Annotated in this window: 19 protein-coding genes and 1 tRNA gene; 13 read left to right on the top strand and 7 right to left on the bottom strand. The window is 70.2% G+C overall.

Features of this window, described 5'->3' with window-relative positions; translation table 11 throughout:
• The first annotated feature begins 37 nt into the window (after positions 1 to 37).
• From AB663_RS15930 to AB663_RS15910, 5 genes are all read left to right on the top strand, one after another.
• Positions 38 to 1846 carry an ABC-F family ATP-binding cassette domain-containing protein gene (locus AB663_RS15930; protein ID WP_067201456.1) on the top strand — a complete coding sequence of 603 codons (1809 nt, stop codon included), beginning with the start codon at positions 38 to 40 and terminating at the stop codon, positions 1844 to 1846.
• Between the two features lie 53 nt (positions 1847 to 1899).
• Positions 1900 to 3339, top strand: coding sequence for a cation:proton antiporter domain-containing protein (locus AB663_RS15925; RefSeq protein ID WP_067201452.1), 1440 nt, complete (start codon positions 1900 to 1902; stop codon positions 3337 to 3339).
• Positions 3340 to 3447: 108 nt separating this feature from the next.
• Complete coding sequence (locus AB663_RS15920) at positions 3448 to 4365, top strand: MetQ/NlpA family ABC transporter substrate-binding protein (RefSeq protein ID WP_067201450.1); 918 nt, start codon at positions 3448 to 3450, stop codon at positions 4363 to 4365.
• A gap of 92 nt (positions 4366 to 4457) precedes the next feature.
• Positions 4458 to 5501: a methionine ABC transporter ATP-binding protein gene (locus AB663_RS15915; RefSeq protein WP_067201447.1), complete on the top strand. Its 1044-nt coding sequence runs from the start codon at positions 4458 to 4460 to the stop codon at positions 5499 to 5501.
• Entirely contained in the window at positions 5501 to 6160 is a 660-nt protein-coding gene (locus AB663_RS15910) for a methionine ABC transporter permease (protein ID WP_067201444.1), read from the top strand. Before AB663_RS15915 ends, AB663_RS15910 begins: the two co-directional genes overlap by 1 nt.
• Here AB663_RS15910 and AB663_RS15905 read toward each other — a convergent pair.
• Together AB663_RS15905 and AB663_RS15900 are read right to left on the bottom strand one after the other, a co-directional pair.
• Positions 6147 to 7067 carry a pseudouridine synthase gene (locus tag AB663_RS15905; RefSeq protein WP_198147889.1) on the bottom strand — a complete coding sequence of 307 codons (921 nt, stop codon included), beginning with the start codon at positions 7065 to 7067 and terminating at the stop codon, positions 6147 to 6149. The two genes, AB663_RS15910 and AB663_RS15905, sit on opposite strands and share 14 nt — an antisense overlap.
• Positions 7068 to 7083: 16 nt before the next feature.
• Positions 7084 to 8019, bottom strand: a complete 936-nt coding sequence (locus AB663_RS15900; protein ID WP_083511287.1) for a GlxA family transcriptional regulator — start codon at positions 8017 to 8019, stop codon at positions 7084 to 7086.
• A gap of 130 nt (positions 8020 to 8149) precedes the next feature.
• Between AB663_RS15900 and AB663_RS15895 the strand changes: the two genes are divergently transcribed.
• Positions 8150 to 9091 carry an NADP-dependent oxidoreductase gene (locus tag AB663_RS15895; protein WP_083511286.1) on the top strand — a complete coding sequence of 314 codons (942 nt, stop codon included), beginning with the start codon at positions 8150 to 8152 and terminating at the stop codon, positions 9089 to 9091.
• A gap of 44 nt (positions 9092 to 9135) precedes the next feature.
• Here the strand turns inward: AB663_RS15895 and AB663_RS15890 are convergent, their stop codons facing one another.
• Positions 9136 to 9885 carry an SDR family oxidoreductase gene (locus AB663_RS15890; protein ID WP_067201435.1) on the bottom strand — a complete coding sequence of 250 codons (750 nt, stop codon included), beginning with the start codon at positions 9883 to 9885 and terminating at the stop codon, positions 9136 to 9138.
• Positions 9886 to 9965: 80 nt separating this feature from the next.
• Here AB663_RS15890 and AB663_RS15885 point away from each other — a divergent pair, with 80 nt between their 5' ends.
• On the top strand, positions 9966 to 10430 hold the full coding sequence (locus AB663_RS15885) for an RrF2 family transcriptional regulator (RefSeq protein ID WP_067201432.1): 465 nt from the start codon (positions 9966 to 9968) through the stop codon (positions 10428 to 10430).
• A gap of 3 nt (positions 10431 to 10433) precedes the next feature.
• Here AB663_RS15885 and AB663_RS15880 read toward each other — a convergent pair whose 3' ends face one another.
• Positions 10434 to 10928: a MarR family winged helix-turn-helix transcriptional regulator gene (locus AB663_RS15880; protein WP_067201428.1), complete on the bottom strand. Its 495-nt coding sequence runs from the start codon at positions 10926 to 10928 to the stop codon at positions 10434 to 10436.
• Between the two features lie 74 nt (positions 10929 to 11002).
• On the opposite strand from AB663_RS15880, the gene AB663_RS15875 reads away from it, so the two are divergent.
• The 6 genes from AB663_RS15875 (at position 11003) to AB663_RS15850 (ending at position 16565) form a co-directional block, all read left to right on the top strand.
• Positions 11003 to 11074 (top strand) — tRNA-Gln (locus AB663_RS15875).
• A gap of 1 nt (position 11075) precedes the next feature.
• Positions 11076 to 12506 carry a bifunctional UDP-N-acetylglucosamine diphosphorylase/glucosamine-1-phosphate N-acetyltransferase GlmU gene (gene glmU, locus AB663_RS15870; RefSeq protein WP_067201425.1) on the top strand — a complete coding sequence of 477 codons (1431 nt, stop codon included), beginning with the start codon at positions 11076 to 11078 and terminating at the stop codon, positions 12504 to 12506.
• 7 nt (positions 12507 to 12513) lie between these two features.
• The gene (locus tag AB663_RS15865) at positions 12514 to 13548 is read left to right on the top strand and encodes a ribose-phosphate diphosphokinase (RefSeq protein ID WP_067201422.1); all 1035 of its coding nucleotides are present in this window, start codon (positions 12514 to 12516) and stop codon (positions 13546 to 13548) included.
• 97 nt (positions 13549 to 13645) lie between these two features.
• Positions 13646 to 14122 carry an FMN-binding protein gene (locus AB663_RS15860; protein WP_067202897.1) on the top strand — a complete coding sequence of 159 codons (477 nt, stop codon included), beginning with the start codon at positions 13646 to 13648 and terminating at the stop codon, positions 14120 to 14122.
• 14 nt (positions 14123 to 14136) lie between these two features.
• On the top strand, positions 14137 to 15012 hold the full coding sequence (locus AB663_RS15855; RefSeq protein WP_067201418.1) for an FAD:protein FMN transferase: 876 nt from the start codon (positions 14137 to 14139) through the stop codon (positions 15010 to 15012).
• Positions 15013 to 15017: 5 nt separating this feature from the next.
• Complete coding sequence (locus tag AB663_RS15850; RefSeq protein WP_067201414.1) at positions 15018 to 16565, top strand: FAD-dependent oxidoreductase; 1548 nt, start codon at positions 15018 to 15020, stop codon at positions 16563 to 16565.
• A 186-nt stretch (positions 16566 to 16751) separates the two neighbouring features.
• On the opposite strand, the gene AB663_RS15845 is transcribed toward AB663_RS15850, so the two are convergent.
• The 3 genes from AB663_RS15845 to AB663_RS15835 form a co-directional block, all read right to left on the bottom strand.
• On the bottom strand, positions 16752 to 17588 hold the full coding sequence (locus AB663_RS15845) for a DUF559 domain-containing protein (protein ID WP_067201411.1): 837 nt from the start codon (positions 17586 to 17588) through the stop codon (positions 16752 to 16754).
• A gap of 227 nt (positions 17589 to 17815) precedes the next feature.
• Positions 17816 to 19414, bottom strand: coding sequence for a sensor histidine kinase (locus AB663_RS15840; protein ID WP_083511285.1), 1599 nt, complete (start codon positions 19412 to 19414; stop codon positions 17816 to 17818).
• Between the two features lie 26 nt (positions 19415 to 19440).
• Positions 19441 to 20169, bottom strand: coding sequence for a response regulator transcription factor (locus AB663_RS15835; protein WP_067201408.1), 729 nt, complete (start codon positions 20167 to 20169; stop codon positions 19441 to 19443).
• Between the last annotated feature and the right edge of the window lie 117 nt (positions 20170 to 20286).

The following is a 20286-nucleotide window of genomic DNA, read 5'->3' as shown; positions in this document are numbered from 1 at the left end:
GGCCGGCACCGCCCGCGCGACTACCCTGGAGAGCGACATGGCACATCTTCTCGGCGCCGAAGCGCTCCACCTCGAATACCCGACCCGCGTCGTCTTCGACTCCGTCACCCTCGGCATCGAGGAGGGCAACCGCATCGGCATCGTCGGCCGCAACGGCGACGGCAAGTCGAGCCTGCTGGGGATGCTCGCCGGAACCAAGGAGCCGGACTCCGGCCGCGTGACAGTCCGCGGGGGCACCCGCATCGGCGTGCTCGACCAGGCCGACACCCTCGCAGACGAGCTCACGATCGGCCGAGCGGTCGTCGGCGATACGCCGGAGCACGAGTGGGCGGGCGACGCGCGCGTCCGCGACGTCATCCACGGCCTGCTGGGAGACCTTCCCTGGGATGCCGAGATCGGATCGCTCAGCGGAGGGCAGCGCCGCCGGGTGTCGCTCGCGAAGCTGCTCGCCGGCGACTGGGACGTCATCGCCCTGGACGAGCCGACCAACCACCTCGACGTCGAGGCCATCACCTGGCTGGCCGCGCACCTCAAGAAGCGCTGGGCAGCGAACGCCGGCGCACTCCTCGTCGTGACGCACGACCGCTGGTTCCTCGACGAGGTGTGCACGGAGACGTGGGAGGTGCACGACCGCATCGTCGAGCCCTTCGAAGGCGGGTACGCCGCATACATCCTCCAGCGCGTGGAGCGCGACCGGATGGCCGCGGCCACCGAGGCCAAGCGGCAGAACCTCGCCCGCAAGGAGCTCGCATGGCTTCGTCGCGGCGCTCCCGCCCGCACGAGCAAGCCCAAGTTCCGCATCGAGGCCGCGAATGAACTCATCGCCGATGTCCCCGAGATCCGGGACAAGATCTCGCTGCAGTCCCTGGCCGTCTCCCGGCTCGGCAAGGACGTCGTCGACCTCCTCGACGTCGGCGTCACCTACGGAGACCGCGCCGTGCTGCGTGACGTCGAATGGCGCATCGCACCGGGGGAGCGCACCGGCATCCTCGGAGTGAACGGCGCGGGCAAGTCCACCCTGCTCGGGCTCATCGCCGGCGCCGTCCAGCCGACGGAGGGCCGGGTCAAGCGAGGCAAGACGGTGAAGGTGCAGACCCTCACGCAGCGACTGGACGAGCTCGAAGAGGTGTGGGACGAGCCCGTGCGCATCGTCGTGTCGCGCCTGCGGACGTCGTACACGCTCGGCACCGGCTCGAAGGCGCAGGAACTGACCCCCGGCCAGCTGCTGGAGCGGCTCGGCTTCACGTCCGCACAGCTCTCCACCCCGGTCAAGGACCTCTCCGGCGGGCAGCAGCGACGCCTCCAGCTGCTCCTCGTGCTCCTCGAGCAGCCCAACGTGCTCATCCTCGACGAGCCGACGAACGACATGGACACCGACATGCTCGCCGCCATCGAGGACCTCCTCGACTCGTGGCCGGGCACCCTCCTCGTCGTGAGCCACGACCGCTACTTCCTCGAGCGCGTCACCGACCAGCAGTACGCGATCCTCCCCGGCCCAGACGGCGTCGGCCGCCTGCGGCATCTGCCAGGCGGGGTCGACGAGTATCTGCGCCTGAGGGAGCGGCACGAGGCCGAGTCTGCCGCGGCATCGTCGAAGAAGGCGGATGCTGCGGCGCCGACGCTCGACGGCGCGGCCCTGCGCGCCGCGCAGAAGGAGGTCGCCTCGCTGGAGCGACGCATCCAGAAGCTCACCCAGCAGGTGGACGCCGCCAAACAGGCGCTGGCGGATCACGATCAGTCGGACTACGCGGGGCTCGGCGAGAAGATGAAGGCCATCGGCGAGCAGGAGGCGGAGATCGAGGAGCTCGAGCTGCGCTGGTTCGAGCTGACTGAGCAGATCGGGTGACGCGACGTCGGAGGCGAGGAATATCCTTCGGTCAACGCTGTTGAGAGGTTGACATGCAAGGTCTCGAAGTCACCGTCCTGCTGGGTCTGACGATCCTGGCGGGCACCCTGCTCGCACCGCGGGTGCGGCTGGCTCTCCCGCTCGTCCTGGTGATCTTCGGCCTCATCCTCGGGTTCGTCCCCGCGCTGCGTGAGGTGCAGCTGCCGCCGGAGACGGTGCTCCTGCTCTTCCTGCCGGTCATGCTGTTCTGGGAGAGCCTCACGACGTCTCTGCGGTCGATCCGTCGGGACTTCCGCTACATCCTCCCGATGAGCACTCTCCTCGTGGTTGCATCGGCGTTCGCTGTCGCCGGTGTCGGGGTGCTGCTGGGGATGCCGTGGGAGATCGCCCTGATCCTCGGCGCGGCGGCCGCGCCCCCCGACGCGACCGCCGTCGCAGCCCTCGGTCGCCTGCTGCCGCGGCGGTCGTTCATGAAGCTCAAGGCCGAGAGTCTGACCAACGACGGCACCGCCCTCGTGCTGTACGCCATCGCGGTGTCCCTCGCGGTCGGCGGACAGGTCACGCCGCTGTCGATCACCGGGACGCTGCTCGTCTCGTTCGTGCTCATCGGCCTCGAAGTGCAGTTCGTGGTGCACCAGATCTCCGTCGCGGCGATCGGGCGGCTGGTGCTCGTCACGATCACCGTGTGGGCAGCCCTCGTCGTGGTGCGCTACCTGTTCCAGTGGCTCAGCGTGCCGTTCCAGCGGTACCCCGGTCCTCGTCCGCCGCGCGGCATGCGCGCCCGTGCCCGTGTGGTCTCCACGGTCGCCGGCATGCGCGGCGCCGTGTCGCTCGCCATCGCGCTGTCGGTTCCCGTCGAGGTGGGCGCGTCGGGCCGGGAGGAGATCGTGTTCGTCACGGCCGGAGTCATCCTGCTGAGCCTGCTCGTGCAAGGTCCTCTGCTCCCCGCCGTCGTCCGGTGGGCACGCCTGCCCGCCGACACCGCGGAGGTCGAGGAGCTCGAGCTCGCAGAGCGCACGATCTCCGGGGCGGCGCTCGCAGCCCTCGACGACCTCGCCGTCGAGCACGGCATCGGGCAGGAGGTGCTCGATAGGGTGCGCAGCGAGGGGTACCAGATGCTCGAACTCGCCAACGCCCGCGCCCTCGCCCGTGAACAGGCGGCGGTCGATGCGGAGGCGGATGCTCTCGACGCCATCCTCGGCGAGCCCGACCCCTACGACACCGCGAGCGCGGAGGCGGGGGAGACGGATGCCGGGACCGACGGGGCCCTGCAGATCATCGCGACGTCGACCGCGGTCGACCTCGCGCAGCGCTCGCCGCTCATCCGGCATGAGGAGCACACGCGTCTGAAGCTCGCGCTGCTCGACCGCAAGCGCGAGGTGCTCCTGGGACTCCGGCGATCCGGCGCGGTCGACGACATGGTCGTGCGGCGGATCGTGGCCAGGCTCGACCTCGAGCAGGTGCGCCTGCAGGGGATCGAAGAGTTCGACTGACCGGACTCACCCCGGTATTCCGGGCTGTGACGCTCTGTGACACTCGATTCCAGCAGGAGCAGGCCCCGTGCCTACCGTGGAGACGTCCCCCAAGAGAGGAACTTTCACATGTCCCGTCGCACGACGTCTGTCATCGCCGCGCTCGCCGCGGTCCCGCTGTTCATCGCACTCTCCGGCTGCGCCACGGCATCCGCCGGGTCGAACGGATCGGACGGAGGTGACGCCCAGGGCGACGAGACCGTGAAGATCGGCGTCGTCGGCAAGGGCGACGCACAGTGGGAGCCGTTCGTCGAGGCCGCGGCCGACGAGGGCATCTCGGTCGAGCTCGTCGACTTCGGCTCCTACGAGCAGCCGAACCCGGCGCTCGCCGAGGGAGAGATCGACCTGAACCAGTTCCAGCACATCGTGTACCTCGCCGACTACAACGTCAGCTCCGGTAAGGATCTCGTGCCGATCGGCTCGACGGCGATCTACCCCCTCGGGCTGTACTCGAAGAAGTACGACGACGTGAAGAGCATCCCCGAGGGCGAGACCGTCGCCGTGCCGGACGACGCGTCGAACCAGGCACGCGCCCTCCTCGTGCTGCAGTCTGCGGGTCTCATCGAGCTCAAGAGCGGCGGCACGATCTTCTCCGACCTCGCCGATATCGACACCGAGAAGTCCAAGGTCAAGGTGACTGCGCTCGAGGCTGCGCTCATCCCCACCTCGCTGCCCGACGTGGCCGCGGCGATCATCAACAACGACTTCGTCGAGGACGCGGGCCTGAAGTTCAGCGACGCGATCGCGCAGGACGACCCGGAAGACCCCAACGCTCTGCCGTACGTGAACATCTTCGCCGCCCGCGCCGAGGACGCCGACAACCCGACCTACCAGAAGCTCGTCGAGATCTTCCAGACGAACGAGGCCGTGCAGAAGGGACTGCAGGAGTCGTCCGGCGACACCGCTGTGGCGCTGCAGACCCCGGTCGACGACCTCGTCGCCTCCTTGAAGAAGGTGGAGAAGGACACCGAGGCCCACAAGGGCTGAGTCCGCGGAGCATCCGTCGATAGGGGAGAATCGGGTGGCGCCCCGTGCGCCGCCCGATTCTCCGTCTCCCGACAGCAAGACCGGAGCAGTACATGCCGATCGTGACCCTGACGAACGTCTCCAAGACGTATCCGTCGCCGACCCCCGGCGGAGACCCCGTGACCGCGGTCGACGACGTCTCCCTGACGATCGAGAAGGGCGACGTCTTCGGCATCATCGGGTACTCCGGTGCGGGCAAGTCCACGCTCGTGCGGCTCATCAACGCGCTCGAGCCCGCCACGAGCGGGACGATCACGGTCGACGGGGTCGACGTGACCGCCCTCTCCGAGCGCGAGCTGCGCACGGTCCGCGGCGGCATCGGCATGATCTTCCAGCAGTTCAACCTGTTCGCCTCGAAGAGCGTCAGGGCGAACATCGCCTACCCGCTGAAGCTCGCCGGGTGGTCGAAGGCCGACATCGACGGCAGGGTGACCGAGCTGCTCAGCTTCGTCGGCCTGGCAGACAAGGCGAAGGCCTTCCCCGACCAGCTCTCCGGAGGGCAGAAGCAGCGCGTCGGCATCGCCCGCGCTCTGGCGACGGGACCGGCCATCCTGCTCGCCGACGAGGCGACCAGCGCCCTCGACCCGCAGACGACGCACGAGGTGCTCGACCTGCTCGGCCGGGTGAACCGCGAACAGGGGGTGACGATCGTCGTCATCACCCACGAGATGGATGTGATCCAGACCATCGCCACCAAGGTCGCCGTCATGGAGAACGGACGCGTGATCGAGCAGGGCGACGTGTTCGACGTGTTCTCCGCTCCGCAGAACCCCGCGTCGCAGCGCTTCGTCGGCACCGTCATCAAGGGCGTCCCCTCGCCCGCCGAAGCAGCCGTGCTCCGGCGGCGGCATCGCGGACGACTCGTGACGTTCTCGTTCCGCGACGGCGACTCGTCGCAGGCGCAGGTCTTCCTCGACCTCGCGTCGGCCGGGCTGGACTTCGAGCTCGTCTACGGCGGCATCAACGACATCCGGGGGCGCGCGTTCGGGCACCTCACCCTCGCCATCCGCGGCGACGACGCCACGATCGACAAGACCCTGGAGGCGATCGGGGCACGCGTCGAGGTGACCGAGCTGACGGAAGAGGAGGTGCGCTGATGGATCGGCTCATCGAGCTGTGGCCGGAGTTCTGGAAGGCGGCCCTCGAGACGCTGTACATGACCTCCTTCGCCCTGGTGCTCGCCGGCGTGCTCGGGCTCGTCATCGGAGTGCTGCTCTACGTGACGCGACCGGGCGGCCTGCTGCAGAACGCCGTCGTGTCGGCGATCGTCAACCTCGTGGTGAACTTCTTCCGTCCGATCCCGTTCGTGATCTTCATGGCGGTGGCGCAGCCGCTCGCCAGGGTCGTCGTCGGCGTGGGCATCGGCACCACGGCCGGCGCGTTCATCATCGGCCTCGCGGCGTCGTTCGCGATCGGCCGCATCGTCGAGCAGCACCTCGTGTCGGTGCCGCCAGGAGTGATCGAGGCGGCTCGCGCCATGGGCGCAGGTCCGCTGCGCATCCTCTTCACCGTCGCTATCCCGGAGTCGCTCGGGCCCCTCATCCTCGGCTACACGTTCATCGTGGTCGCGCTCATCGACATGACGGCGATGGCGGGCCTCATCGGCGGCGGCGGTCTCGGGGCGTTCGCGCAGATCTACGGCTTCCGGCAGTTCGAGCCGGTCGTGATGTGGGCGGCGATCGTGCTCATCGTCGTGTTCGTGCACCTCGTGCAGCTGCTCGGCACGCGCCTGGCACGCAAGGTCATGCGCCGCTAGGCGCCTCCTGCAGCGCGAGCCGCGTGGTGAAGATCCGCTGCCGGCCGCTGAGCGGGTCGACGAAGCGCAGCTCTCGTGCCAGGAGCTGCAACGGGCGCGCGAAGTCGTCCGGTACCTCCGGACGGAGCACCGGGTAGAAGCCGTCGTTCAGGATGCCGAGCCCGAGGGCCGCAAGATGCACCCGTAACTGGTGCATCTTGCCGCTGTGCGGCCGCAGCAGCGTGTGGACGACCCGATCGTCCGCCGACAGCACCTCGATCGCCGTCTCGGAGTTCGGCTCCCGGTCGGTGTCGACGCGCACGCACACCTCGCCGCGGTTCTTCTCGATGTGGGTGCGGTAGACGAGCGGGAAGGCCGTCGGGTCCCAGTCGGCTGGGCGCGACGACACCGCCTCGTACACCTTCTGCACCTCACGGTTCTCGAACAGCAGCTGGTATGCGCCGCGGGTCTCGGGTCGAGCCGAGAACATGAGGAGGCCGGCGGTCGCCCTGTCCAGCCGGTGGATCGGGGTGAGCTCGGGGATGCCGAGGCGGTTCCGCAGCCGCACGAGAGCGGAGTTCTGCAGGAACTTGCCGCCGGGAGTGGTGGGAAGGAAATGCGGCTTGTCGACGACGACGAGATCGCGGTCCTGATGCAGCACCTCGACGTCGAAGGGGATGTCGCGCTCGACGGGCGGCTCGCGGTAGTACCAGACGAACTCCTCGTCGCCGAGTGCGGTGTGGCGGGTGAGCGGGCGCCCGTCGCGCGCGACGATCTCGCCCCTGTCGAATCGCACGAGCAGCCGCTCCGGATCCAGATGGAAGAAGCGCTCGATCATGTAGGCGGCGACGGTGGGCCATGGTCCCTCGGTCGGCACGTGCAGTCGCGTCGCGCCGACGCCGTCGCGCACCGGGAGGGGAGAGGCCATGCCCATTCGCACCAGCCTACGCGGCGCGGGCGAATCGCGAGCGGTACTGCTGCGGCGCCAGCCCGAGGCGGTCGCGGAAGTGCTTGCGCAGGGCGGCAGCGGTGGCGAATCCGGATCGCGACGCCACGTCGTCGATGAGGAGGTCCGTGGTCTCCAGGAGCTCGCGCGCGCGGTCAACGCGGGCGTCTGCGAACCAGTCGCCGACGGTGCGGCCGGTCTCGGCGCGGAAGCGGCGCGTGAGGGTGCGCACGCTCATGCCGAAGTGCCCGGCGACATCCCCCAGCGACAACGGCTCGTCGATGCGCGAGAGCAGCCACGCCTGGATGTCGCTGGCCGAGCCGCCGCCCGTCGGCGCGACGGCGGGGCGCGCGACGAACTGACGCTGCCCTCCGCCGCGGTGCGGTGCCGCGAGCGTGACGCGCGAGACGGTGGCGGCGACGGCGGCGCCGTGATCCTTGGCGATGAGGTGCATGGTGGCGTCGACGGCGGCCGACGCTCCGGCGGCCGTCAGCACGCCGCCGGTGTCGACGAAGAGCTCGTCGGCGCGCAGGCGCACCCGCGGGAATCGCCGGGCGAACTCATCGCCCGCGCACCAGTGCGTGGTGGCCTCCTTGCCGTCGAGCAGGCCGGAGGCGGCGATCGTGAACGCGCCGGTGCAGAAGCTCACGATGCGGCGGTCGGCGTAGGCGGCCAGTCCGATCGGGTCGCCCGAGGTCTCGGCATCCGTCCACGGCGGCACGATGATGGTGTCGGCCGTCTCGAGCGCGCTGCGGTCGGCTGCGGGGGTGACGGTGAAGTCGGCGTTGGTCTCGACGGGGAGGCCGTCGAGCGTGCACGTCGTGACGGAGTACAGCGGCTCGCCATCGCGCTCCGCGGCTCGGAAGAACCGGGCGGGCACGCCGAGCTCGTAGGGGAACACTCCGGGGAGGGCGACGATCACCACGCTATGCATGGCTCTATCGTGACACATGTTGTCCATCGGGACACTTCTGGGCGGGAGCGCTTCTCGGCAGGCTGGAAGCCGCGGTCGGATCGGCCGCGCGAGTGAAGCATGAGCGAAGCACGAGCGAAAGGGAGTTTCCGTGCGATCAGTGAAGTACTCCGGTGCCGGAGCCGCGTCCGAGGTCATCGCCCTCGACGACGTCGCCGCCCCAGAACCGGGAGAGGGCGAAGTGCTCGTCAAAGTCGGAGCGGTCGGCCTCAATCCGGTCGACGTCAAGATCCGGGCCGCGGCGCACGACTTCGGAGTCATCCGGTACTCCGATCGTCCCGGCTGGGACGTGGCGGGAGTCGTCGCCGCCGTGGGGCCTGGTGTGCAGCGCTGGGCCGAGGGTGACCGGGTCTTCGCGCTCGCCGCCTTCCCGGATGCCGCGCACACGCTGGCCGAGTATGCGGTGGTGGCCGATGCCGACCTCGCCGCGGTGCCGGATGCCTGGAGCACGGCCGAGGCCGGGGCGGCCCCGCTGGCCGCGCTCACGGCGTGGCAGGCGCTGGAGGCCGCTGGTGTGCGCGAGGGCCAGCGCGTGCTGGTGCTCGGCGCAGCGGGAGGCGTCGGCCACCTCGCCGTCCAGCTCGCGCACGCGCGCGGCGCCAAGGTGGTCGCCACCGCGAGCCCCGCAAAGCACGACCTGGTGCGGGACTGGGGCGCGGCCGAGGTCGTCGACTACCGCGACGACGAGGCACTCGCCGCCGTGGAGCCGGTGGATGCCGTCATCATCACGGTCGACGACACGCTGCCGCCTCGGCAGGCCGTCGTCGACGGGACGGCCGTGATCACCATCACCGGGCTGACCGAGGAGGTCGCGCAGCGGCTCGGCTCATGGGGCGCGTCTCCCGTGTCGCGCATCCTCGTGAAGGCCGACGGCGCGCAGCTCGCCCGCATCGCCGAGCTGGCGGACGGGGGAGACGTGGTCGTGCATCTCGACTCGCGCTTCGGTCTGGACGAGCTCGCGAGGGCGCAGGAGCGCGTCGAGTCCGGGCGCGTCACGGGCAAGGTGGTCGTGATCGTCGTTCCCGAGGTGTGAGCGGCCGGTGCGGGGCGACGGCTGCCGCCCCGCACCGCCTCGCATCAGCGCGCGCCTGCAGCCAGCCAGTCGTCGAACCGGGTGGACGTGAGGCGCGCGTCGTGTGAGGGGAGGAGAACCTCGCCCGCGAACTCCACGCCGAGCGCTGCACCGCGCCATGAGGCGCGCAACGGGCGGTCCACGCCCCGTGCTGCGAAGGTCCGCCGAGCCATGTCCACGGCATCCTCCGTGCGAGGTCCGGCGATCTCCACCGTGCCGTGAAGGGGCGAGGCCACTGCGACTGCCACGAGTTCGGCGGCGACGTCGGCGGGGGCGATGGGCTGCAGGAGCAGCGGAGGCACCACGGACTCGCCGTCGATGACGGTCCACTCGCCGATCATGGCGGGGAAGTCGTGGAACTGCGTCGCGCGAACGATCGTGAACGGCACATCGCCCGCACGGACGGCGCGTTCCTGCGCGCGCTTGCCGAAGTAGTGCGGATTGCCCTGCACCGCGTCGAGCGCCGCGATCGAGAGCGCGACGTGGTGGCCGACGCCGGCAGCACGCTCGGCGTCGAGGAGCGTGCGCGTGATCGCGGTGAAGGTCGCCTCGGCGTCGGCGACGTCCTCGACGGGAGGGTTGCTCGCGTCGATCACGGCGTCAGCGCCCGCCAGGCGCTCCGCCAGGCCGGTGCCCGTGCGCAGATCGACGCCTTCTCCGCGGCTGAGCGACACGGCTTCGTGCCCCTGGCCCTCCAGCTCCGCCACGACCAGCCGGCCGATCCGTCCCGTGCCTCCTGCGACCGCGATGCGCATGTGTGCTCCTTCTGCGAGTGATGCTCGATTTATTCTGGATATTGTGTATCCACAATATGCCGAGCAGATACACTGGGCAAGTGAAACTCCCCGAGACCTCCGAGTGGGTGCTGCATACGGCCGCCGTGATCGCGCAGCTCCCCGACGGAGCGACGGTCTCGGCCGCACAGCTCGCCGAGCACTTCGGCGTGCCGGGGCCGTACCTCTCGAAGCAGCTCGCGAAGCTCGTGCGCGCGGGCATCCTCACCGGGAGCACGGGACCGCGCGGCGGGTTCCGGCTGGCGCGCGACCCGCAGCGCATCAGCATGCTCGACCTCGTGGTCGCCGTCGACGGAGGCGGGAACCCGTACGTGTGCCGCGAGATCCGGCAGCAGGGCCGCGGCGCAGCACGCCCGGAGGACTGCACCGAGCCGTGCGCGCTCGCGGTCGCCATGCGCGACGCGCACGAGGCATGGCGGGCCTCGCTGCGCTCCGTGTCCCTCGCGCAGATCGTCGCAGGGCTGTCCGACGCCGTGATCGAGAAGAACCGCCGACTGCTGGGCTGAGCGTCAGGCGTCGAAGCTGAGGCTGAGCTTGCGCAGCAGCCCGGCCAGACGGTCGCGGTCGCTGCGCGACAACGCCTGCAGGAGGTCTGCCTCCACATCGACGAGCCGGGTGATGGCGGCATCCACCCTGATCCTCCCGTCGTCGGTGAGCGTCACGAGCACGCTGCGGCCGTCACCGGGATCGGCCTCCCTGCGCACGAACCGGCGTCCGACGAGCCTGTCGATGCGGTTGGTCATGGTGCCGCTCGACACCAGGGTCTGCTGCAGGAGCTGCTTGGGGGAGAGCTGGAACGGCGCGCCGGCGCGCCGGAGCGCCGAGAGGACGTCCCATTCCCACGGCTCGAGGTCGCTGCGGCGGAAGACGTCGCGACGGGCCCGGTCGAGCAGCCGCGTCAGTCGATCCATGCGAGAGAGCACCTCGAGGGGCGAGAAGTCGAGGTCGGGTCGCTGCGCGTTCCACGCCCCGACGATCCGATCGACCTCATCCGCCTGGCTCATCCGTCCATTATCGCCGGATGCACAGCGGCGGACGTGGCAGACTTGACGGGCGGCCTTCCCTCCGGATGCCGCGGTCCGCCGTGGTGTAATGGCAGCACGACAGCCTTTGGAGCTGTGAGGTCTAGGTTCGAGTCCTGGCGGCGGAGCATGACCGGGAACAACCTCGCCATCATCATCCTCGCCGCAGGCCAGGGCACGCGCATGAAGTCGCGGCTGCCGAAGGTGCTCCACCCGATCGCCGGTCGCCCGCTGGTCGGCCACGTGCTCACCACCGCCGCCAGGCTCGACGCCGATCACGTCGAGGTCGTCGTCCGTCACGAGCGCGACCAGGTCGTCACGGCCCTCAGCGCGGACTACCCCGACGCCGTCTTCGTCGACCAGGACGACGTGCCGGGCACGGGGCGCGCGGTGCAGGTGGCGGTCGAGGCGCTTCCCGAGGACTTCGACGGAGACGTGCTGGTGCTCTCCGGCGACTGCCCGCTGGCCGACGAGGCGACGCTCCGCGAATTCCTCGCCGCGCACCGCCAGGCCGAGGCGGCGGCGACGCTCATGACGGCCGTGGTCGACGATCCGACCGGTTACGGTCGCGTCATCCGCGACGCCGACGGGGGAGTCGACCGCATCGTCGAGCAGAAGGACGCCGACGACGACGAGGCGGCCGTGCGCGAGATCAACGCCGGCATGTACGTGTTCCGTGCGGCCGTGCTGCGCCGGTACCTGCCGGCGGTCGGCGTGGACAACGCGCAGGGCGAGATGTACCTCACCGACGTCCCCGGCCTGCTGCGGCGCGATGGCGAGCGGGTCGCGGCATCCGTCGTCTCCGACGTCACCGTCACCTACGGCGTGAATGATCGGGCTCAGCTGGCGGAGGTCGGCCGCATCCTCAACGCGCGCATCGTGCGCCGTTGGCAGCTCGAGGGCGTCACGGTCGTCGACCCCGCCACCACCTGGATCGACGACGACGTGAAGCTGGCCGCCGACGTGACGATCCTGCCGCACACGCAGATCCTCCGCGCGACGGTCGTCGAGTCCGGAGCGGTCATCGGCCCCGACACCACCCTCGTCGACTGCGAGGTGGGCGAAGATGCCGTGGTGCGCCGTACCGACGCGACGCTCGCGGTGATCGGGGCCAACGCGACGGTCGGCCCCTTCTCGTTCCTGCGCCCCGGCACCGTGCTCGGCGCCTCGGGCAAGATCGGCGCCTACGTCGAGACGAAGAACGCCGAGATCGGCGAGGGGAGCAAGGTGCCGCACCTGTCCTACGTCGGCGACGCGACGATCGGACGCGGCGTGAATCTGGGCGCGAGCACCATCACCGCCAACTACGACGACGTGAACAAGCACCGCACGATCGTCGAGGACGAGGTGCACACCGGGTCGCACACGACCCTCGTCGCGCCCGTTAGGCTGGGTGCTGGCGCCAAGACGGGTGCCGGTGCCGTCGTCCGCAAGGACGTGCCGGCCGGTGCACTGGCCATGAGCGTCGCGCCCCAGCGCAACATCGAGGGCTGGGTCGAGAAGAACAGGGCAGGCACGGGAGCTGCGGATGCCGCAGCACGGGCCCGAGTGGCGGAGTAGGGCACGAATGGCGCGCAAGAAGAAGACGGTCGATCTGGATCGCGACAATGACGTGGCCCCCGGGCTCGTCGCCAAGACCAAGAAGCGGCTGGTCATCGCCGGCGGTCGCTCGCACCCCGAACTGACGGCCGCCGTCGCCGCGTCGCTGGGCACCGAGATCGCACCGGTCGAGCACCGCACCTTCGCGTCGGGCGAGATCTACGCGCGCTTCGAGGTCTCGATCCGCGGCTGCGATCTCTTCCTCGTGCAGACGTTCGGCGAGCCGGTCAACGAGTGGCTCATGGAGACGCTCATCATGATCGACGCCGCCAAGCGCGCCTCGGCCAAGCGCATCACGGTCGTCGCCCCGTACTACCCCTACTCCCGACAGGACAAGAAGGGCCGCGGCCGCGAGCCGATCAGCGCCCGCCTCGTCGCCGACCTGCTGAAGACCGCGGGCGCCGACCGCGTGATGAGCGTCGACCTCCATGCCGCGCAGATCCAGGGCTTCTTCGACGGCCCGGTCGACCACCTCTTCGCCAAGCCGGTGCTGCTCGACCACTTCGAGCGCACGCTCAGCCCCGAGGACCGTGAGATCCTCACCGTCGTGTCGCCCGACATGGGCCGGGTGCGCGTCGCCGACACCTGGTCCGACAGCCTCGGCGCCCCGCTGGCCATCATCCACAAGCGCCGAGACCCGAGGGTGGCCAACCAGGTCTCGGTGCACGAGATCGTCGGCACCGTCGAGGGCCGCACGTGCCTCCTCGTCGACGACATGATCGACACCGGCGGCACCATCGTCAAGGCGGCCCAGGCGCTGAAGGCCAACGGCGCGCACCGTGTGATCGTGGCAGCGACGCACGCGATCTTCAGCGACCCGGCATCCGACCGCCTGCAGGACTCGGCGATCGACGAGGTCGTCGTCACCGACACGATCCCGCTCACCGCGTCGCGCCGCTGGGACAAGCTCACCGTCCTCCCCATCGCGCCGTTGCTCGCGCGAGCCATCCACGAGGTGTTCGAGGACGGCTCGGTCACGAGCATGTTCGGCGGCGACGCGTAGCATCCGCACGGGAACGGCACAGCCCGTCCATAGGACGGATGCATACGGTCGAATGCATCGGCACTCAGCCGAGACGCAGCCGGCCGGGAGGACCATCATGATCCGCACGACAGTTCCGACATCCATCCGCACGGGCGCCGCTCTCGCCGGCTTCGCCGGGATGCTCGTCCTCGCCGGATGCTCCGGCGCGGCTGACGCCGAGGACTCCTCGACGGGCGGCTCCGGCTCGACGAGCACGTCCGGCTCCGCGAACGGGTCCGGCTCCGGCTCCAGCGGCACGTACGAGGACGGCACGTACACGGCCGACGGCTCGTACCAGACGCCGGAGACCATCGAGTCGATCTCGGTGACGTTGACGATCGCCGACGGCGTCGTGACGGACGTCGAGGTCACGGGCGACCCGCAGGCGAGGGAGACCGAGGAGTACCAGGCCAAGTTCATCGGCGGGATCACCGACGAGGTCGTCGGCAAGAGCCTCGACGAGATCAACGTCAGCAGGGTGGCCGGGTCGTCGCTGACGAGCGGAGGGTTCAACGAGGCGCTTGCATCGATCAAGGAGCAGGCGGCCTCCTAGGCGCCTGACCCGCCATGACCGTCTGGCGTTTCGACGCGATCGGCACGGGGTGGGAGATCGAGGGTGCGCTCACCGACGATGACCGTGACGCGGTGCAGGCCGAGATCGCGCGGTTCGACCGCGAGTGGTCGCGCTTCCGTGACGACTCGGCGGTGACGAGGCTCGGGCGCGAGGGCGGGCGGATGCTGTCCGCCGACGCGGCTCCGATGCTCGACGCGTTCCGCGCGCTCTCGGCAGCCACCGGCGGTGCCGTGAACCCGCTCGTCGCGCAGAGCCTGGAGGCGCTGGGCTACGACGCGTCCTATTCGCTCGTGCCGGGGGAGCCGGTCGCTGCGCCCTCGGACTGGATGACCAGGGTCACGTGGGCCGACGGTGCGGTCACGGCATCCGTGCCGTCGCTCCTCGATATCGGCGCCCTGGGGAAGGGGCGGCTCGTCGACCTCGTCGTCGCGCGGCTGCGCGACGTGCCGGGCGACCTCGTCGTCGACGCCGGCGGCGACATCCGGGTACGAGGCGGTGCGGTGCGCATCGGGCTCGAGCATCCGTACGATCCGTCCGCGGCGATCGGAGTGGTGACGCTCGAGGACGCGGCCCTGTGCGCCTCCGCGATCAACCGGCGTGCATGGGGCGACGGACTGCACCACGTCCTCGACGCCCGCAGCGGGGATCCCGTGCGCACCTGGGCCGCGACCTGGGCGATCGCGCCCGATGCGATGACCGCGGATGCCGTGGCCACGGCGCTCTTCTTCGACGGAGGGCCGGCGCTCGCCGAGCGATGGGGCGTGGAGTGGGTGCGCATGAGCACGGACGGCAGGGCGGAGTCGTCGCCCGGCTGCACGGCTGAGTTGTTCTTCGCCCGACCCCGGGCACACCATCGTGCGGAAGAGTAGTCATCGTGTTCACGTCATTCACAGCCCTGCGGCAGCGGGTGCTCGCCCTGCTCGGGGCGATCTCGATGTACCGGCTCGTGCTGTTCGCGCTGCTGGCGCTCGCCGCGATCGCGTTCGTGCTGTCGTTCTTCGGGCTCGTCTCGCCGTCTCCGCTCGCGCTCGTCGTGTCGTTCGCCGTGCTCGCGGTCGCGATCTCGGTCGCCGACGCGCTGATCCAGCGGCTGCTCCGGCTGCCGTGGCGCGTCGAGTCGTCGCTCGTGACGGCGCTCATCCTGCTCTTCGTCCTGCAGCCGGCGCTCGAGCCCGCGGCGCTGGGAGGCCTCGCGCTGGCGGGTGCGCTCGCGAGCGTCTCGAAGTACCTCATCGCCTGGCGCGGGCGGCACATCCTCAATCCCGCGGCGTTCGGGGCCGCCGTGGTCACGATCGCCGGGCTCGGCACGTTCTCGGCGTGGTGGGTGGGTACGCCTGCGCTGTTCCTCCCCGTGGCGCTGCTCGGACTCGTGGTGCTGTGGCGCACCGAGAAGGTGCGGCTCGTGCTCGTCTTCCTCGTGGTCGCCGTCGCGGTCACACTCGTGAGGCAGCTGGTGCAGGGCGCCATGCTGGGCGTGCCTTTCTCGCTGGGCCAGGCGCTGTCGTTCGCGGTGCTGCAGTCGCCGTTCCTGTTCCTCGGCGCGTTCATGCTGTCGGAGCCGCTCACCCTGCCGCCGCGTCGCTGGCAGCAGTTGTGGGTGGCCGGTGTGGTGGGCGTGCTCGCCGGATGGCCCCTCGTCGTGGGCCCGTTCACCCTCGGCCAGGAGCGGGCTCTGCTGATCGGCAACCTGCTCGCGTTCGCCTTCGCGCTGCGCGGATCGGTCAGGCTGACACTCGTGGGACGGCAGTTCGTCACGCCGACAGCACAGGAGCTGACGTTCCGCACCAAGGGGCGCCTGTCGTTCCTCCCGGGGCAGTACCTCGAGCTCGACGTGCCGCATCGGCGTCCCGACGCACGCGGCACGCGTCGCGAGTTCAGCATCGTGTCGGCGCCGGCCGACCTGCCGACGCTTCGCATCGCCTACAAGGACGGCGACCAGAAGCATCCGTCGAGCTACAAGAGGGCGCTGGCGGCCGCAGAGCCGGGGGCGACGCTCGCCGTCACGGGGACCTGGGGCGACTTCGTGCTGCCGCGCGGTGACGCCCCGGTGCTCATGGTCGCCGCGGGCATCGGTGTCACGCCGTTCGTGTCGCAGCTGCGTCAGCTGCAGCTCACGGGCGAGAAGCGCGACGTGGTGCTCGTGTACGTCGCGTCGGAGGCGGCGGAGCTGGCCTTCCGCGAAGAGCTCGCAGCCACCGGGGCGCGCGTCGTGGTGTTCACGCGCGACGAGCCGGCCGATCTGCCCGCGCACTGGATGTGGGCTGGCGGGACACGACTGGACGCCGCCGGACTCGAGCGCGTGGTTCCCGACATCGGCACGAGGCACGCCTTCATCTCGGGGCCGCCGCGGCTCATCGCCGACCTCGCCCCGGCGCTGCAGAAGGCACGCAGCCTCACCACGGACGCCTTCGCCGGCTACTGAGACGGCCGGTTTCGGCGCGGCCTGTCCCGTTCCGGCCCGGCATCCGCGTGCGTTTTGTCGGGAGGTTGGCGGTTTGTCGGGAGGATCTGGTCCGACACGCCGGGATCCGGGGCGCCGCTCCCGACAAACTGACGGGGTATGCGGCGCATCGCCGGCTCGCGCACACCGGTCAGTGCCGCCGACGACTCAGCTGTGCTCTCGGAGCCGCACGAGCGCCGCGAGGATCGCGGCCTCGACCGAGGGCCAATCATGCACGATCTGTGCATAGTCGAAGCGAAGCGTCTCGTATCCCAGAGCGGATGCTGCGGCATCCCGCACCCGATCCCGATGACGTGCGGCGCTGCTGTCGTGGTTCTCCTTGCCGTCCGCCTCGAGAATCAGACGCCCGCCGATGACGAAGTCGACCCGCCCCACGGTCGGGATCTCGACCTGGCAGTCGAGATCGATGCCGAGCAGGTGGAGGCGGAACCGCAGCAGGGACTCCAGTCCGCTGTCGGCGTCCTCCCGGGCCAGATCGACCAGCCACCGCCCGGATGCCGGGATGCGCGCGCGAATACGCTCACGCGCGGCGCGACCAAGCAGCCGCTGCGTGAACGCCGACTCCAGCGCGGCGAAGAACACCTCGGCGGTCGCGCAGTGGAAGGCGTGCACGAGAGCGTGTTCGAGCGGAGCGAGCCCGAGAGGCGCGGTCCCCGCATGGTAGTGAGTCCGGCACCGGCATCCGGGATGCGGATGCTCGCGACCTCGGCCGCCGAGCCAGACATGCGCCTCCGGCTCCTCGTCGAGCACCCACAGGCCGTGCAGCCGCAGCGCGCGCAGGCAGGTGAGGGCGCCGCCGTGCGCGGCTGCAGTGATGACAAACGGATCCGTCGTCGGAAGTGCGAAGACGCCCTGGCGCACGCGCACGATGCGTTTCGCCTCGACCTCGGCGTGCAGCATCCGTCTGGTCTGTCCGTAGCGCGCGAGGAGGGTGCCGCGCGCGCCCCCGCCATGATGGGCGAGGAGGAATGCGGCGGAGGGCATGCTTCGATCCTCGCCCGGCCGGTCCCGCGGCGGCGGGAAGCCGCCTGATCTGTGGACAAGTCGCCACCGCGTGGTCACTCTGTCGGGAGCCTGGGGCCGATTCACGGCGTGTCGGGCCGAAACCTCCCGACAGACGGGAATCCTCCCGACAAAGTGCACGCGTGCGAGTCGGATCGGCCCGGATGCCCCGGGGCGGGATGCCGACCCCGGATGCCGGACCCGGATGCTCAGGCCGGAGCCGCCGGAGCCGCCGGAGCCGCCGGAGCCGCCGGACCGGCCGCTCCGCCACCGGCCGCCCCGCTGCCAACCGCTCCGCCACCGGCCGCTCCGCCACCGGCCGCTCCAGCGCCCGTCGGGTTCAGAGGCAGCCGGACCGTGAACACGGTGTCTCCGGGCTCGCTGGCCACGGCGATCGAGCCGCCGTGGCCCTCGACGATGGCCTTGGCGATCGCGAGACCGAGACCTGTCCCTCCGGTCTGCCTGGCGCGCGACGTGTCGCCGCGGGCGAAGCGGGCGAACAATTCGTCGCGCACCGCCGGATCGATCCCCGGACCGTCGTCGTGCACGCGCAGCACCGCGTCGTTGCCTTCCTTCGCCACGCTGAGCGTGATCGACGTGCCGGCAGGCGTGTGCGTCCTCGCGTTCGCGAGCAGGTTCGCGACCACCTGATGAAGGCGCCCGGCATCGCCGACGATGACCACGGGCTCGTCCGGCACCTCGACGTTCCAGTGATGGTCCGCGCCGGTCGGACGCGCATCCGCCAGCCCTTCCAACGCGAGCTGAGCGAGGTCGACGGTGCCGTAGACGAGCTCCCGCCCTTCGTCGAGCCGGGCGAGGAGCAGCAGGTCCTCCACGAGCCTCGTCATCCGCAGCGACTGCGCCTGGATGCGCTCCAGCGAGGTGGTCGTGCCCTCGATGGCCGCCGCGCCCACGCCCTGCTCCGACGCCGCCGACTGGCTGAGCGCGCGGAGCGAGAGCTCGGAGTATCCGCGGATGGATGCCAGCGGCGTGCGGAGCTCGTGACTCGCATCGGCCACGAACCGGCGCATCCGCTCCTCGTTCTCCTGACGAGCGGCGAGCGATGTGTTGACATGGTCGAGCAGCTTGTTCAGGGCCGCGCCGACGAGTCCCGTCTCGGTGCGCGGGTCGGCCTCGGATGCCGGAACTCTTTCGGTGATCTCCACCTCACCGCGATCGAGGGGCTGGTTCGCGACCCTCGTCGCGGTGGTCGCGACCGCCCGCAGGGGCCGCAGACCCACTCGGATCGTGATCGCGGTGGTCAGAGCCAGCAGGATGAGCCCGCCCAGCGTGGCGAGCACGATGACGGTGAGCAGCGTCGTGAGCTGGGACTGGATGTTGGTGCGGGGGAGACCCGTGACGACCGTGACGCCGTTGTGCGCCGTCATCACCGTGACGCGGTACGACCCGAGATCGTCGATGGTGACTGTCGAGTACGGGGCGGCGCTGAGGCCCTTGTTGAGCTGCGTTAGCTGGTGCGCCGAGAGGTCCTCAGGCATCCCGGCGAGCTCCCCCTGCTCGTACTCGAAGACGACCCCGCTGGTTCCGGCTGCCGCGCTCGACACCGCGATGAGGAGGCCTGGCTTCTGCGGGTCGCGACCGCTGAAGAGCGTCTCGGCGGTCGCGAGGGCGGCAGGCACAGGAGACACCCACTGGCTGGTCACCGCACGGGCGTACTTCTGCAGCTCTTCGTCCAGCTGCGCCTCCAGTGTGCGTCCGAGCGTCGCGGACGTGATGACGGCGACGATGACGAGGATGAGCGACACGAACCCGATCACCGCGGTCATCAGCCGCGTCTGCAGGCTCATGGGGCGTCGCGTCATCCCCGGGGTGCTCACTGCGGGGCCTTGATCATGTAGCCGACGCCGCGCACGGTGTGCAGCAGCGGCGTTCGCCCCGCGTCGATCTTCTTGCGCAGGTACGAGATGTACAGCTCGACGACGGAGGACTTGCCGCCGAAGTCATAGCTCCAGACCCGGTCGAGGATCTGCGCCTTCGACAGCACGCGACGCTCGTTGCGCATGAGATAGCGGAGGAGCTCGAACTCCGTGGCGGTGAGCTCGATCTCGGTGCCGTCGCGCATGACCTCGTGGCTGTCCTCGTTGAGGCTGAGGTCGGCGACGCGCAGGATGGACTGGCCGTCGTCGGCCGTGGCGTGCCCGGTGCGGCGGATGATGGCGCGCAGCCGTGCGATCACCTCTTCCAGGCTGAACGGCTTGGTGACGTAGTCGTCACCGCCGGCCGTGAGTCCGGCGACCCGCTCGCTGACGGCGTCCTTCGCGGTGAGGAACAGCACCGGCACCAGGTTGCCTGCCTCCCGGAGCCGCTTGAGCACGGCCATGCCGTCGAGGTCGGGCATCATGATGTCGAGGATGAGGGCGTCCGGCTCGAACTCGCGCGCGACCTGGAGTGCTTCGAGACCGGACGACGCGGTGCGCACCTCCCAGCCCTCCATGCGCAACGCCATGGCGAGAAGGTCGGTGAGCATCTGCTCGTCGTCGACGGCGAGGATGCGCAGGGGAGAGCCGTCAGGACGGCGCAGATCGGGATGCTCGGTGCTCATGCACCCATTCTGCGGAATCTCCTATGTGATTCCTATGGAGAGCGCTATGCGTTGTCTGTGAAGAGCGGCGACGGGTTCATATGCGCCTCATCGGCGCTCCCTCGGCGACCCATAGAT

Source organism: Microbacterium sp. XT11 (genome assembly GCF_001513675.1).
Taxonomy (GTDB): domain Bacteria; phylum Actinomycetota; class Actinomycetes; order Actinomycetales; family Microbacteriaceae; genus Microbacterium.
The sequence above is the reverse complement of the archived record's forward strand: the minus strand, read 5'-3'. Positions and strand labels throughout refer to the sequence as shown.